Source organism: Streptomyces sp. NPDC087428, assembly GCF_044744085.1.
In the GTDB taxonomy this organism is placed as follows: Bacteria; Actinomycetota; Actinomycetes; order Streptomycetales; family Streptomycetaceae; genus Streptomyces.
In genome coordinates, this window is record NZ_JBIUXR010000013.1 from 59,268 (window position 1) to 73,159 (window position 13,892).

Consider the following 13,892-nt stretch of genomic DNA (forward strand, 5'->3'; position numbering starts at 1 on the left):
CGCTGCGTCAGTCCTTCGATCCGCGGGAATTTCTGCCGTTGCGCTTCCTGCCACGCGCGGACGGCACGGTCCGGCCGACGATCACCGATCGCCGGGAACGCGCTTCCGGTTCGGGAGCGGCCTTGCGGCCGATGGCCTGCCGGACGCCGTAGCCGAACGCCGCGACCTTGACCAGCGGGCCGCCGAAGGTCGAGGCGACGGTGGTGGAGAGCGCGGAGGCGTTGGAGGTGACCTCCTGGACGTCCGTCGCGATCGCGTCGACCTTGTCGAGCTGGGTCTGCGCGGAACGGACGGTCGCGGAGGCGTCGGCGAGCAGCGGGACGGCCTGTTCGGTCACGTCCGCCACGAGTTTGGTGGTCGCCCTGAGCGTCTGGGCGAGCCTCACCAGCACGACGGCGAGGAACGAAACCAGGATCGCCCAGAAGACGGCCACCAGGATCCCGGCCACCTCACCACCGGACACAGTGCACCGCTCTCTCTGGCTTGTCGTCTGTCTTTGCGTTGTTCTCTGCTTGCCCGGTGACGGCCTTCGTAGCAGCCCGTCACCGGCTCCGAGCCTATCGCGCCGGGCTCACACCCCGTACCGCATTACCGCTGGGCACGGCGGGAGTTCCTGCTACAAGATTGTACGGAGCGCTTTCGGGCCAGTACTCTGCGTGTTTCATGCGACGCTCTCAGCGCCCCTTCCCCTCCTCCGACGGTCCGGGTCCGCCGGCCGGCGCCCGCCGCGGACCACTGCGCGGCCTTCCGGGCAATCTCCCGGCGGAACTGAACAGGTTCGTGGGACGTGACGACGAGTTGGCCGACCTCGCCGGACTCCTGGAGGAGTCCCGGCTGGTCACGGTCGTGGGCGTGGGCGGTGTAGGCAAGACCCGGCTGGTCACCAGGGCCGCCGCCCTGCTGGAGAAACGGTACTGCGACGGGGTCTGGCTGGTGGAGCTGTCCGCCGTCCACGATCCGGAGCTGCTGGAGCACGCGCTCGTCGACGCGCTGGGCCTCACCGATCACACCAACAGGCCGCCCCGCACGACCCTCCTCGAACACTGCGCCGGGCGCCGGCTCCTGCTGGTGATCGACGGATTCGAACATCTGGTGGACGACTGCGCGGAGTTGGTACGGGACCTGTTGCGCCGGGCCCCTCGGCTCCGGGTCCTGGCGGCCGGCCGGCTGCCGCTGGAACTGGACGGCGAGGCCACCTACCCGCTCGCGACCATGACGGACGAGGACGCGCTCCGGCTCTTCGCGGAGCGGGCCGCCGCGGTGCGGCCCGGGTTCCGCCTGACCGAGCACAACCGGGGCGCGGCCCGGGAGCTCTGCCGGCGGCTGGACGGGATTCCGCTCGCCCTGGAGCTGGCGGCCGGGCGGCTGCGGGCGCTGTCGACCGAGCAGGTGCTGGAGCGCCTCGACGACCGCTTCCGGCTGCTCACCGGCGGCAGCCGCAGCGCACTGGCCCGGCATCAGACGCTCCGCACGGCCATCGGCTGGAGCCATGAACTGTGCGCCCCGGAACAGCGGCTGCTGTGGTCGCGGCTCTCGGTCTTCGCCGGACCGTTCGATCTGGAGGCGGTCGAGTACATCTGCAGCGGCTCCGATCTGCCGGCCGACTCGGTGCTCGATGTGCTCTCCGGCCTGCTGGCGCAGTCCATCGTGCTGCGCGAGGACACGCCGGCCGGCACCCGCTACCGGCTGCTGGACACGGTGCGCGAGTACGGCGCCGAGTGGCTGGCGGCCACGGGTGAGACGGAGCGCCTGCGCCGGCGCCACCGCGACTGGTTCCTGGGGCTCGCGACCTGGTGCGAGCTGGACTGGTTCAGCCCCCGGCAGAGCGAGGTCGCGGCCCGGGTGGAGAGCGAACTGCCCAATCTTCGGCGGGCCATGGAGTGTTCGCTGGAGTGCCCGGAGGAGGCGCATCTCGCCCAGTACCTGGCGGGCACGCTCTGGTTCCTGTGGGTCGGCTGCGGGCGGCTCTCGGAGGGGCGGCACTGGCTGGACCATGTGCTGGAGGAGGAGACCCCGTACGACTCCTCGCGGCTGAAGGCGCTGTGGGTGCTCGGCTATGTCGCGGTGCTGCAGGGGGACCCGGTGGGGGCGATCGCGGCGCTGACCGAGTGCCGGGAGGAGGCGGAGCTGACCGGTGACGCCTCGGCCTCGGCGTACGCCCTGCACCGCACCGGCTGCCTGGCACTCGTCACCGACGACACGGCGCGCGCCCAGGAACTGCTGCACGAGGCGCTCGGCCGCTACCGGGAGCTCGGGGAGCTGAACAGCAATGTGCTGATGGCTCAGGTCGAGCTGGCGATGTCGGTCGGGTTCCAGGGGGAGCTGGAGCGTGCGGTCACGATCTGCGAAGAGGTCCGGGACATCTGCGAGGACCACGGGGAGCGGTGGACCCTCAGTTACGCGTTGTTCGTTCTGGCCTTCGCCGCGCTGGAGCGGGGCCGTCCGGCCCGCGCACGGGAGCTCCTCGGGGAGTCGCTGTCCATCAGCCATGCCTTCCACGACCTGCTCGGCACGGTGCTCTCGCTGGAACTGCTGGCGCTCGTCACGGTGGTCGAGGGCGACGCGGACGAGGCGGCGCTGCTCCAGGGGGCCGCCGAACAGATCTGGCCATCGGTGGGACTGCCCCTGTTCGGTTCGGCGCACTACGGGGCGCCGCGGGCCCGGTGCGAGGAGCTGGCCCTCCATGACCTGGGCGAGGAGCGGTACGTGTCGCAGCGGCGCGCCGGCGGAGTGCTGGGCGCGGACGCGGTGGTGGCCAGGGCGCTGGCGGGCCGGCCCGGACAGCGGCAGAACGACGGGGATGCCGACGGGCCCGAGACGCCCGGCCCGCAGCCCGCGGCCGGGAAGACGCGAAAGCCCGCCGCCTCCCCGGCTTCGGGAAGGGGCGGGCCTGAGCGCTGGTGAAGAGCGGCTACGCCTGAATCAGCGGGCGTAGTACTCGACGACGAGCTGCTCGTCGCAGATCACGGGGATTTCCTTGCGGTTCGGGTCCCGGTCAAGGCGGAAGGCCAGGGCCTTCAGGTTCACCTGCAGGTAGCGCGGGGTCTCACCGTCGGTGTCGTAACCACCCTCGCGGGCAACCTGGAAGGGGTACTTCTCGCGGCTGCGCTCGCGGACCATCACGATGTTGTCGGGACGGACACGGAAGGACGGCTTGTCCACCTTGTGGCCGTCGACCTCGATGTGACCGTGCACGACCATCTGGCGGGCCTGGTAGATCGTCTTGGCGATGCCCGAACGCAGCACCAGCGCGTCGAGACGGCGCTCGAGCTCGACGACGAGCGCCTCGCCCGTCTTGCCCTCGGCCTTCTTGGCGCGGTCGTAGGCACGCGCCATCTGGCGCTCGCTGATGTCGTACTGGGCGCGCAGACGCTGCTTCTCCAGCAGACGGACCTTGTAGTCCGAGTTCTGCTTGCGGCCGCGGCCGTGCTCGCCCGGCGGGTAGGGGCGGGCCTCGAAGTACTTGACAGCCTTCGGCGTCAGCGCAATGCCGAGCGCGCGGCTCTTCTTGACCTTGGGACGCGACTGATTAGGCACGTTCTCCAGACCTCCGTTGTAGGTTAGGTTAGGCTCACCTTACTCAAGGAGATCGCATGTCTCGCCCTGGGAACACCACACACGTCACGGACAGCACAGACAGCGGCAGCACACAGGAAGGTGCTGCTACGACGGAAGGCCGATCTGATCGTGGTCAGCCGCGTCCCAGCGGGCTTGAAAACAGTCGGATGCCGTCAGCAGCCGAGCGCACACGAACTCTCGTACAGAGTACCTGCTCCTCGGCACTGCTCGTCCCCGGCCTCGACCCGACGGGCCCGGACCAGCTGATGCCGCTGTCGCGCAGCGTGGGCCCGGACGGCGATCTCTTCCTCGAATTCCCCGCGGACTCCCCGGCGGTACGGGCCGCGTCGCACGCCGAGGACGACGGGCTGACGGCTGTGCTGGAGATCACCGACGTGGCCCCGGTCTCCGTACCCCACCGCATCCGCGGCCGGGCCCGGGTCTTCGGCCGGCTCACCACCGTACCGGGCCTGGCGGGCCCCGGCCGGATGCTGCTGCGGCTGGAGACGGGCGAGGCGTACGTCGATGACCTGTGGGGTGCGGAGAGCGTCGGGCCGGAGGAGTTCAGGGACGCGTCCGCCGACCCGCTCGTCATCCACGAGGCGGAACTGCTCCAGCATCTGCACGCGGCGCACGGGGAGCAGCTGGGGACGCTGTGCGGGCTGCTCGGCGAACGGGTCCCGGCCGGCTGCCCGGCGCACCGGCCGGCCGTCGTGCCGCTCGCGCTGGACCGCCTCGGACTGCGGGTGCGACTGTGCGAGCGGGACGGCAGGTGCTTCGACGCGCGCTTCGAGTTCCCCGAGCCGGTGCGTGATGTGACTGAGCTGCGTCACGCCATGCACACGCTCTTCGAAGCGGCCGCGCGCTGAGGGGCCGGAGCCCCGGGGGCCCGGCTAGGTACCGGACGGGCTCGCGTCGCCGTCGCTGTCCGTGCGGCCGAGCCGCTCGCGGACCCGGTCCGCCACGTCCGCGTACCGCGCCTCGGCTCCGTACCGGGTGGGCTGGTAGTAGCGCTTGTCGCGCACGGCGTCCGGGGCGTACTGCTGGGCGGCGATACCGCCGGGGACGTCATGCGGATAGACGTAGCCCTGCGCGTGCCCCAGCTTGGCGGCTCCCTTGTAGTGCCCGTCGCGCAGATGGGCCGGAACGGGGCCGGCCAGGCCCTTGCGGACATCCTCCTGGGCGGCGGAGATCGCCATCGTCGCCGCGTTGGACTTGGGGGCGAGGGCCAGGGCGATCGTGGCGTGGCTGAGGGTGAGCGCCGCCTCCGGGAAGCCGATCATCGCGACGGCCTGGGCCGCCGCGACCGCGAGGGGCAGCGCCGTGGGGTCGGCGAGACCGATGTCCTCGCTGGCCGAGATCATCAGCCGCCGGGCGATGAACCGGGGGTCCTCCCCCGCCTCGATCATCCGGGCCAGATAGTGCAGCGCGGCATCGACGTCCGAGCCGCGGATCGACTTGATCAGCGCACTCGCCACGTCGTAGTGCTGGTCGCCGTCCCGGTCGTACTTCACCGCGGCGCGGTCGACCGTCTCCTCCAGGGTCAGGAGGGTGATCTCCCCGTCCCCCTTGGACAACGCCGCGCCGGCCGCCGCCTCCAGCGCCGTCAGCGCACGGCGGGCGTCGCCGCCCGCGATGCGCAGCAGATGCTCCTCGGCGTCCTCCGGCAGCGTCACCGCGCCGCCGAGTCCGCGCTCGTCGGTCAGGGCCCTGTGCAGCAGATCGCGCAGGTCGTCGTCGGTCAGCGACTCCAGGGTCAGCAGCAGTGAGCGCGAGAGCAGCGGGGAGATGATCGAGAAGTACGGGTTCTCGGTGGTGGCCGCGATCAGCGTCACCCAGCGGTTCTCCACGGCCGGGAGCAGCGAGTCCTGCTGCGCCTTGGAGAAGCGGTGGATCTCGTCCAGGAAGAGGACGGTCTCCTTGCCGTAGCCACCGGTGGCGCGGCGGGCGCCCTCGATGACCGCCCGGACCTCCTTGACTCCCGCGGTGATCGCGGAGAGCTCGACGAAGCGCTTGTTGGTGGCCTTGCTGACCACGTAGGCCAGGGTCGTCTTCCCGATGCCGGGCGGTCCCCAGAGGATCACCGACGAGGGGCCCGCCGGCCCCCCGCTTCCCTCCCCGACGAGGCGGCGCAGTGGCGAGCCAGGCTTGAGCAGATGCTGCTGGCCGACGACCTCGTCGAGGGTACGCGGACGCATCCGGACAGCGAGGGGGCTGCTGGACGGGTCCTTCTCCTGGCGGTCTTCGGCTGCTGCGGTAAAGAGGTCGGGCTCCACGTTTTGAAGCCTATGTCACCGCACTGACATCCCTGCCGGGCCCCGGTGCGACCCGGCGCCGGCGCGCGGGACGCTCAGCTGGTCCAGAAGTCCCACCAGCGGGTCAGGATCAGCATGCCGATGATGCCGATCCACAGGACCGGCGGCACCCAGTGGAACTCGGTCAGCCCGTTGCGCAGCCAGTTGGGCGCGGGGATGATCCGGTGCTTGATGTTGTGCGTGGTGACGTAGCAGAACATGAGGATCGTGGCGACCCAGGCCAGGCAGCACCAGAGGCAGAGGGAGTTGATGTTGTAGAGCGACTGGTACTGGAGCCAGGTGCAGAATCCGACACCGAACAGGGTGCCCGCGTTCATCCCCAGCCAGTACCAGTTGCGGAAGCGCGCTCCGGCGAGCAGTGCCAGGCCGATGCCGATGATCACGGAGTAGGTGGCCAGGCCGAGCATCGGGTTGGGGAAGCCGAAGGCCGCCGCCTGGTCGCTCTTCATGATGTTGCCGCAGGCCACCACCGGGTTGAGACTGCAGCCCGGGACGAAGCTGGGGTCCTCCGCCAGCTTGAGCTTGTCGATCGTGATGACCCACGCGGCGAGGAGTCCGGCAGCGCCCGTGATCACCAGCAGCAGTGCGAACGCACGACTGCCGCCGATGGTCCTCTTCCCGCTGTCCTCGTCCTGGTCGGATGAGGGATGGTCAACCGCTGCAGTCGTCATATCGCCATTCCGTCACTGAGTAGCCTGCTGGGCACGGTCATTGTGCCGTACCGTTCCGCCGGTCTTCCGTTCGATGAACATAAAGAGGCGCGTAAAAATGCGCGGCGCGCGGGCCGGACGGGGCCGGAAGAACGTGGCCTCAGGGCTGTCACTGGCGTGGCCGGGTGTCTGCCGCTCTCGGCGCGGTCCGGCCGGAATCGTCCGGCAGGATGAATCCGCACCCGCCGGGTTGACGGTACGGGCGGTCGCGGCGGAGCGGGCCGGGGGCCGCGAACTCCCGCCCGGTCGCGGGCGGGCGGCCGGAAGCCCGCCCGCCCGCGACCGGGCGAGGGAAATTACGCGAGGCGCGTCCGGATCGTCTCGGTCACCTCGGACAGGGCGACAGCCGTCTGCTCACCGGACTCCATGTCCTTGAGCTGCACGACGCCCTCGGCCAGGTCGCGCTCGCCGGCCACGACGGTGAACCGCGCGCCCGACCGGTTGGCGCTCTTCATCGCGCCCTTGAGCCCGCGCCCCCCGAAGGCGAAGTCCGCGGCCACGCCCTCGCGGCGCAGCTGCGTGACGACGGCGAACAGCTTGCGCCGCGCCTCCTCGCCGAGCGGTACGGCGAAGACACTGGTGGTGGAGGGCAGTTCGAGCTCGATGCCCTCCGCCTCCAGAGCGAGCACGGTGCGGTCCACGCCGAGTGCCCAGCCCACCGACGGGAGCGCCGGGCCGCCGATCATCTCGGAGAGGCCGTCGTACCGGCCGCCGCCGCCCACCGCCGACTGCGAGCCCAGTCCGTCGTGGACGAACTCGAAGGTGGTGCGGGTGTAGTAGTCGAGCCCGCGGACGAGCTTCTCGTCGTCCTCGTACACCACGCCCGCCGTGTTGAGGAGGTCGCGGACCTCCTCGTGGTACGCCTTGCAGGCGTCGCAGAGGTAGTCGCGCAGCACCGGGGCGCCGGTCAGCTGCTGCTGGACCTCGGGGCGCTTGTCGTCGAGGACCCGGAGCGGGTTGATCTCGATGCGGCGGCGGGTCTCCTCGTCCAGGTCGAGCTCGCGCAGGAAGCCCTGGAGCGCGTCGCGGTAGACGGGCCGGCACTCCTTGTCGCCCAGCGAGTTCAGCAGGATGCGGAATTCGCGCAGTCCCAGCGCGCGGTACGCCTGGTCGGCCAGGATGATCAGCTCGGCGTCCAGCGCCGGGTCCTCCGTGCCGATGGCCTCGGCCCCGACCTGCGAGAAGTGGCGGTAACGGCCCTTCTGCGGACGCTCGTAGCGGTAGTACGAACCCGAGTACCAGAGCTTCACCGGCAGGTTGCCGAGCTTGTGGAGGTTGGCCTCCAGAGCGGCGCGCAGCACGGACGCGGTGCCCTCGGGACGCAGCGCCAGCTCGTCGCCGCCCTTGGTCGTGAGGGTGTACATCTCCTTGCTCACGATGTCGGTGGACTCGCCGACGCCTCGGGAGAAGAGGGCCACGTCCTCGAAGCCGGGGGTCTCGATGTAGCCGTAGCCGGAGTTCCTCAGCGGCGCGGAGATCGCCTCGCGCACCGCGAGGTACTTCGCGGAGTCGGGCGGGGTCAGGTCGTACGTGCCCTTGGGGGCCTTGAAGGTGCTCACGATTTCGCTCTCGTCACATTCCTCGTCGGGGCGCGTCCATACCGTGCAGATACGGATTGGTGGCGCGCTCGCGGCCGATGGTCGTCTGGGGGCCGTGGCCGGACAGCACCACGGTCGAGTCGTCGAGCGGCAGGCACACACGGGCCAGCGACTCGAGCAGTTCGGCGTGGTCGCCGCCGGGCAGGTCGGTGCGTCCGACGGAGCCGGCGAAGAGCAGGTCGCCCGAGAAGAGGACCTGCGGAACCTCCGCGGCCTCGGGCATCCTGAACGTCACCGACCCCTTGGTATGGCCGGGCGCATGCGAGACACCGAACTCCAGACCGGCCAGCGTCAGCCGGGCACCGTCGGTCAGCTCCCTGACGTCGTCCGGCTCCCCCACCGTCAGCTCGCCCATGAGCGGCATCCCGATGGAGCGGCCGAGGGCCTTCTCCGGGTCGCTCATCATGTAACGGTCCTCGGGGTGGATCCAGGCAGGGACGTCATGCGCGCCGCACACCGGGACGACCGAGGCGACGTGGTCGATATGGCCGTGGGTGAGCACGACGGCGACGGGCTTCAGCCGATGCTTCCTCAGCGCTTCCTCGACCCCGGACGCGGCCTGATGGCCCGGGTCGATGATCACGCACTCCTCACCCGCGGCGGGGGCGACCAGGTAACAGTTGGTCCCCCAGGCCCCGGCGGGGAACCCGGCAATGAGCACGATCGTCCTTAATGGTCGTCCGACGAGGGGTTGCGGCTACGAGGTCGCAGCAGTTCAGAGCCTACCGGCGCTCCTCATTCCACAGCTAACCCATATACGGTACGGGGCAACTCAGGCCCGATCACACGACGTACAAGGAGATCACCCGGTGGTCAGCAGCGATCAGCGGCGGCGGCAGCTCGCCAGGGAGAAGTTCGAGCGGCAGCAGCAGCGCCGGGAGGAGGCTCGCCGCCGGACCCGACGGCTGACGGTCATCATCGCCTCCGCGGTGGCCGTGGTGGCCGTCATAGGCGGCGTCACGTACGTCGCCACCGGCGACGACGACGGCAAGAAGGACAAGACCGACGCGGCCGCGAGCGCGAGCCCGTCGGCGTCCCCCTCGGCGAGCGAGAAGAGTGCGCCCGAGCCGGCGATGAAGATCGACAAGAAGGCGAAGTACACCCTGTCGCTCAAGACGAGCCAGGGCGACATCGCGTTCACGATGGACGCGGCGAAGACCCCGCACACGGCGAACTCCTTCAAGTCACTCGCCGACAAGGGCTTCTTCGACGGCACGAAGTGTCACCGGCTGACCACGCAGGGCATTTTCGTCCTCCAGTGCGGCGACCCGAAGGGCGACGGCACCGGCGGTCCCGGTTACACGATCCCGGACGAGAACCTGACCGCGCTGGGCAAGGCGGGCAAGGACGGCACGGTGACCTACCCGGCGGGGACGGTGGCGATGGCCAACACGGGCCAGGCGCACACCGGCGGCAGCCAGTTCTTCCTCGTCTACAAGGACAGCAAACTGCCGCCCACCTACACGCCGTTCGGCACGATGGACGAGGCTTCCCTGAAGGCCGTCGAGGCCATCGGCAAGGCGGGGGTCACCGGCGGCGCCGCCGACGGTGCGCCGAAGAAGGCCGTGAACATCTCGAAGGCGGCCGTCGACAAGGCGTGAGCCCGGCGGCCCGGCGTGATCCGCACCACAGGCGCCCTGCGCGGGGCCGGATAATTTCGGCCGCGCGGAGTGCGGACAGCCGGGCGGCCCGTCGCCTAGATTGGCGTTGTGCAGGGCGGGCGCTGCCCGCCCCAGGAAACTGTGGACGATGCCAGGGGGGCGAACCCTCTCGCGGGCATCAGGTGGAGGAGGCGCTGTGAGCAGCGACCCGTGGGGCCGTGTCGATGAGACGGGCACCGTGTACGTGCGTACAGCCGACGGCGAGCAGGTCGTCGGATCGTGGCAGGCCGGTTCTCCGGCGGAGGCCCTGGCCTACTTCGAGCGCAAGTACGAGGGCATTGTGGTCGAGATCGGCCTCCTTGAGCGGCGGGTGAAGACCACCGATCTGTCCGCGAAGGACGCGACGACCGCCATCGAGCATCTGCGTGCGCAGGTCGACGAGCACCATGCCGTCGGCGACCTCGACGCGCTGCGCAAGCGGCTGGACGCCCTGGTGGCGACGGTCGACTCGCGGCGCGAGGAGCGCAAGGCCCAGAAGGCGAAGCAGACCGACGAGGCGAAGCACGCCAAGGAGGCGCTGGTCGTCGAGGCCGAGGAGCTGGCGCAGAGCGAGCAGTGGCGTTCCGCGGGCGAGCGGCTCCGTGCCCTCGTCGACACGTGGAAGGGGCTGCCGCGGCTCGACCGCAAGTCCGACGACGAGCTGTGGCACCGCTTCTCCCATGCGCGCTCGGCGTTCTCCAAGCGCCGCAAGGCCCACTTCGCCTCGCTGGACGCCCAGCGCGAGGAGGCCCGCAAGGCCAAGGAGAAGCTGGTCGTCGAGGCCGAGTCGCTGTCCCGCTCCTCGGACTGGGGCACGACGGCCGCCCGCTACCGCGACCTGATGACCGAGTGGAAGGCCGCGGGCCGCGCCCAGCGCGAGGCCGAGGACGATCTGTGGAACCGTTTCCGCGGTGCCCAGGACGTCTTCTTCGCCGCACGCGGTGAGGTGTTCGCCGAGCGGGACGCGGAGCAGGGCGAGAACCTCAAGCTCAAGGAGGAGCTCGCGGTCGAGGCCGAGAAGCTGGTGCCCGTGAAGGACCTGAAGGCCTCCAGGGCGGCGTTCCGGGCCATCAACGAGCGCTGGGAGGCCATCGGCCACGTGCCGCGCGACGCCCGCCCGAAGATCGAGGCCCGCATGCACACGGTGGAGCGGGCGCTCCAGGAGTCCGAGGAGTCGGAGTGGCGCCGGACCAACCCGGAGGCACGTGCCCGTGCCGCGGGTCTGACCGGCCAGCTCCAGTCGGCAGTGGACAAGCTGCGTACCCAGATCGACACGGCGCGCGCCTCGGGCAACAACGCCCGTGCGGACAAGCTCGCCCGCGAGCTGGAGGGGCGGCAGGCGCTCCTGGACCAGGCTCTGAAGGGCCTGGAGGAGTTCGGCGGCTGAGACCCGGTTCGCCGGTTCCGTCGTGAAGGGCCCCTCCGCCGTGGCGGAGGGGCCCTTCTCCTGTGGCGCGGGAGCCGTGCGACACGCGAGGGGCTGCACGGCCCGTCGGAGGGCCCGGGTCAGGGCCGGCGGGCCGAGGTCACCCGGTAGACGTCGTAGACGCCCTCGACGCCGCGTACGGCCTTCAGGACGTGGCCCAGGTGCTTCGGGTCACCCATCTCGAAGGTGAACCGCGAGGTGGCCACCCGGTCGCGGGAGGTCTGCACGGCCGCGGACAGGATGTTGACGTGCTGGTCGGACAGGATCCGGGTGACGTCCGAGAGCAGCCTGGACCGGTCCAGCGCCTCGACCTGGATGGCGACGAGGAAGACCGAGGACTGGGTGGGCGCCCATTCGACCTCGAGGATCCGCTCCGGCTCCTGCGAGAGCGAGTCGACGTTGACGCAGTCCGCCCGGTGGACGGAGACTCCGCTGCCCCGGGTGACGAACCCGATGATCGGGTCTCCGGGAACGGGCGTACAACAGCGGGCCAGCTTGACCCAGACGTCCTCGACGCCCTTGACGACGACGCCGGGGTCGGCGTTCGCCCGGCGCTTGTTCCGTCCGTGCGAGGGCGGCGAGCTCTCCGCGAGGTCCTCGTTGGCCTCGTCCTGGCCGCCGAGCGCCTGGACCAGCTTCTGCACGACACCGGCCGCCGCGACATGTCCCTCGCCGATCGCGGCGTACAGGGACGAGATGTCGGGGTAGCGCATCTCGTGGGCGAGGGTGACCAGTGAGTCGCCGGTCAGGATCCGCTGGATCGGCAGGTTCTGCTTGCGCATGGCCCGCGCGATGGCGTCCTTGCCCTGCTCGATCGCCTCGTCGCGGCGCTCCTTGGAGAACCAGGCGCGGATCTTGTTGCGTGCCCGCGGCGACTTGACGAAGCCGAGCCAGTCGCGGGAGGGTCCGGCACCGGCCGCCTTGGAGGTGAAGACCTCCACCAGATCGCCGTTGTCGAGCGTGGACTCCAGCGGTACGAGCCGCCCGTTGACCCGGGCGCCTATGGTCCGGTGGCCGACCTCCGTATGGACGGCGTACGCGAAGTCGACCGGTGTCGCCCCTGCCGGGAGCGCTATCACGTCGCCCTTCGGTGTGAAGACGAAGACCTCGTTGCGCGAGAGGTCGAAACGCAGGGACTCCAGGAACTCGCTCGGGTCCTCGGTCTCCTTCTGCCAGTCCAGGAGCTGGCGCAGCCACGCCATGTCGTTGACGGTGTCCTGGCCGCGGCCGGTGTTCTTGGGGACGTCGGTGCGCACCTTGGAGGCGCCCGCGACGGCCTCCTGCTTGTACTTCCAGTGCGCGGCGATGCCGTACTCGGCCCGGCGGTGCATGTCGAACGTACGGATCTGCAGCTCGACGGGCTTGCCGCTGGGACCGATCACCGTGGTGTGCAGCGACTGGTACATGTTGAACTTGGGCATCGCGATGTAGTCCTTGAACCGGCCGGGGACCGGATTCCACCGCGCGTGGACGGTGCCGAGCGCCGCGTAGCAGTCGCGGACCGTGTCGACGAGGACACGGATGCCCACCAGGTCGTAGATCTCGGCGAAGTCCCGGCCCCGCACGATCATCTTCTGGTAGACGCTGTAGTAGTGCTTCGGCCGGCCCGTGACGGTGGCCTTGATCCGGGCGGCGCGCAGGTCGGACTGGACCTCGTCGGTCACTATGGCGAGGTATTCGTCGCGCTTGGGCGCCCGCTCGGCGACGAGGCGGACGATCTCGTCGTACATCTTCGGGTAGAGGATCGCGAAGGCGAGGTCCTCCAGCTCCCACTTGATGGTGTTCATGCCCAGGCGGTGGGCGAGCGGGGCGTAGATCTCCAGCGTCTCGCGGGCTTTCTTCTCCTGCTTCTCCCGCTTGAGGTAGCGCATGGTGCGCATGTTGTGCAGCCGGTCGGCGAGCTTGATGACCAGCACCCTGGGGTCCTTGGCCATCGCGACGACCATCTTGCGCACGGTCTCGGCCTGCGCCGCCTCGCCGAACTTGACCTTGTCCAGCTTGGTCACGCCGTCGACCAGCAGGGCCACCTGGTCCCCGAAGTCGCGGCGCAGGGTGTCCAGGCCGTACTCGGTGTCCTCGACCGTGTCGTGCAGCAGTCCCGCCATCAGAGTGGCCGGATCCATACCCAGCTCGGCCAGGATCGTGGTCACGGCGAGCGGGTGGGTGATGTAAGGGTCGCCGCTCTTGCGCTTCTGGCCGCGGTGCCAGCGTTCGGCGACCTGGTAGGCGCGCTCGATCTGGCGGAGCGTGGCGGTCTCGATCTTGGCGTCGTTGCTGCGGACGGTACGCAGCAGCGGTTCGAGGACCGGGTTGTACGGGCTGGAGCGCTGGACGCCGAGACGGGCCAGCCTGGCCCGGACCCGGTTGGAGGAGCCGCCGCCGGTGCGTGCCACCGGGCCTGCGGGCGCCGACGCGGCGGGCTTCGCCGGGGGCTTCGGTGCCGTCGGGGGCGGCGAGACGGGTGCGGCCGGCTGGGCGGGGGAAGCGGGCGCGGGCCCGTTCGCCTCCGCGGGGGCCGGGCCCGTCCCGGGCTCCGGCGCGGGAGGCTTCGGCTTCTCCGCGGGCTGCTGCTTCGCGGGCGTGGCTGGGGCCGCCGCGGGCTTTTCGGGCTGCGGGGCGGCGACTGGCTGGGCCTCGTCTGGCAA

The 13,892-nt window shown here is 70.4% G+C and carries 11 protein-coding genes; 4 read left to right on the plus strand and 7 right to left on the minus strand.

The annotated features are described in order from the left end of the window. Positions 1–7 precede the first annotated feature (7 nt). Positions 8–448 (minus strand): DUF948 domain-containing protein, encoded by a 441-nt coding sequence (locus ACIO3R_RS26985; protein WP_385032496.1) that lies wholly within the window; start codon positions 446–448, stop codon positions 8–10. A gap of 215 nt (positions 449–663) precedes the next feature. Between ACIO3R_RS26985 and ACIO3R_RS26990 the strand changes: the two genes are divergently transcribed. Continuing rightward, positions 664–2,904, plus strand: a complete 2,241-nt coding sequence (locus tag ACIO3R_RS26990; RefSeq protein ID WP_402109356.1) for an ATP-binding protein — start codon at positions 664–666, stop codon at positions 2,902–2,904. 18 nt (positions 2,905–2,922) lie between these two features. Here the strand turns inward: ACIO3R_RS26990 and rpsD are convergent, their stop codons facing one another. Further along, positions 2,923–3,537, minus strand: a complete 615-nt coding sequence (gene rpsD, locus ACIO3R_RS26995) for a 30S ribosomal protein S4 (protein ID WP_073737536.1) — start codon at positions 3,535–3,537, stop codon at positions 2,923–2,925. Between the two features lie 188 nt (positions 3,538–3,725). Between rpsD and ACIO3R_RS27000 the strand changes: the two genes are divergently transcribed. Continuing rightward, on the plus strand, positions 3,726–4,427 hold the full coding sequence (locus tag ACIO3R_RS27000) for a DUF2470 domain-containing protein (protein WP_402109360.1): 702 nt from the start codon (positions 3,726–3,728) through the stop codon (positions 4,425–4,427). Between the two features lie 24 nt (positions 4,428–4,451). On the opposite strand, the gene ACIO3R_RS27005 is transcribed toward ACIO3R_RS27000, so the two are convergent. The 4 genes from ACIO3R_RS27005 to ACIO3R_RS27020 all read right to left on the minus strand — a co-directional run bounded on the left by ACIO3R_RS27005 (position 4,452) and on the right by ACIO3R_RS27020 (position 8,842). Next, entirely contained in the window at positions 4,452–5,834 is a 1,383-nt protein-coding gene (locus ACIO3R_RS27005) for a replication-associated recombination protein A (RefSeq protein WP_385032461.1), read from the minus strand. A gap of 74 nt (positions 5,835–5,908) precedes the next feature. Further along, on the minus strand, positions 5,909–6,544 hold the full coding sequence (locus ACIO3R_RS27010) for a vitamin K epoxide reductase family protein (protein WP_385032458.1): 636 nt from the start codon (positions 6,542–6,544) through the stop codon (positions 5,909–5,911). A gap of 335 nt (positions 6,545–6,879) precedes the next feature. Continuing rightward, positions 6,880–8,142, minus strand: coding sequence for a histidine--tRNA ligase (gene hisS / locus ACIO3R_RS27015; protein WP_385032455.1), 1,263 nt, complete (start codon positions 8,140–8,142; stop codon positions 6,880–6,882). 13 nt (positions 8,143–8,155) lie between these two features. Then, a complete protein-coding gene (locus ACIO3R_RS27020) occupies positions 8,156–8,842 on the minus strand; it encodes an MBL fold metallo-hydrolase (protein WP_385032452.1) in 687 nt (228 codons plus the stop codon). Positions 8,843–8,990: 148 nt separating this feature from the next. Between ACIO3R_RS27020 and ACIO3R_RS27025 the strand changes: the two genes are divergently transcribed. Then, positions 8,991–9,782 carry a peptidylprolyl isomerase gene (locus ACIO3R_RS27025; RefSeq protein WP_385032449.1) on the plus strand — a complete coding sequence of 264 codons (792 nt, stop codon included), beginning with the start codon at positions 8,991–8,993 and terminating at the stop codon, positions 9,780–9,782. Between the two features lie 196 nt (positions 9,783–9,978). Next, positions 9,979–11,208, plus strand: a complete 1,230-nt coding sequence (locus ACIO3R_RS27030; protein WP_385032446.1) for a DUF349 domain-containing protein — start codon at positions 9,979–9,981, stop codon at positions 11,206–11,208. 119 nt (positions 11,209–11,327) lie between these two features. On the opposite strand, the gene ACIO3R_RS27035 is transcribed toward ACIO3R_RS27030, so the two are convergent. Further along, the gene (locus ACIO3R_RS27035) at positions 11,328–13,892 is read right to left on the minus strand and encodes a RelA/SpoT family protein (protein ID WP_385032443.1); all 2,565 of its coding nucleotides are present in this window, start codon (positions 13,890–13,892) and stop codon (positions 11,328–11,330) included.

Coding starts and splice junctions, on each gene's coding strand:
- ACIO3R_RS27000 (WP_402109360.1), top strand. CDS start 3,726: ATGCCGTCAGCAGCCGAGCGCACACGAACTCTCGTACAGAGTACCTGC.
- ACIO3R_RS27010 (WP_385032458.1), bottom strand. CDS start 6,544: ATGACGACTGCAGCGGTTGACCATCCCTCATCCGACCAGGACGAGGAC.
- ACIO3R_RS26990 (WP_402109356.1), top strand. CDS start 664: ATGCGACGCTCTCAGCGCCCCTTCCCCTCCTCCGACGGTCCGGGTCCG.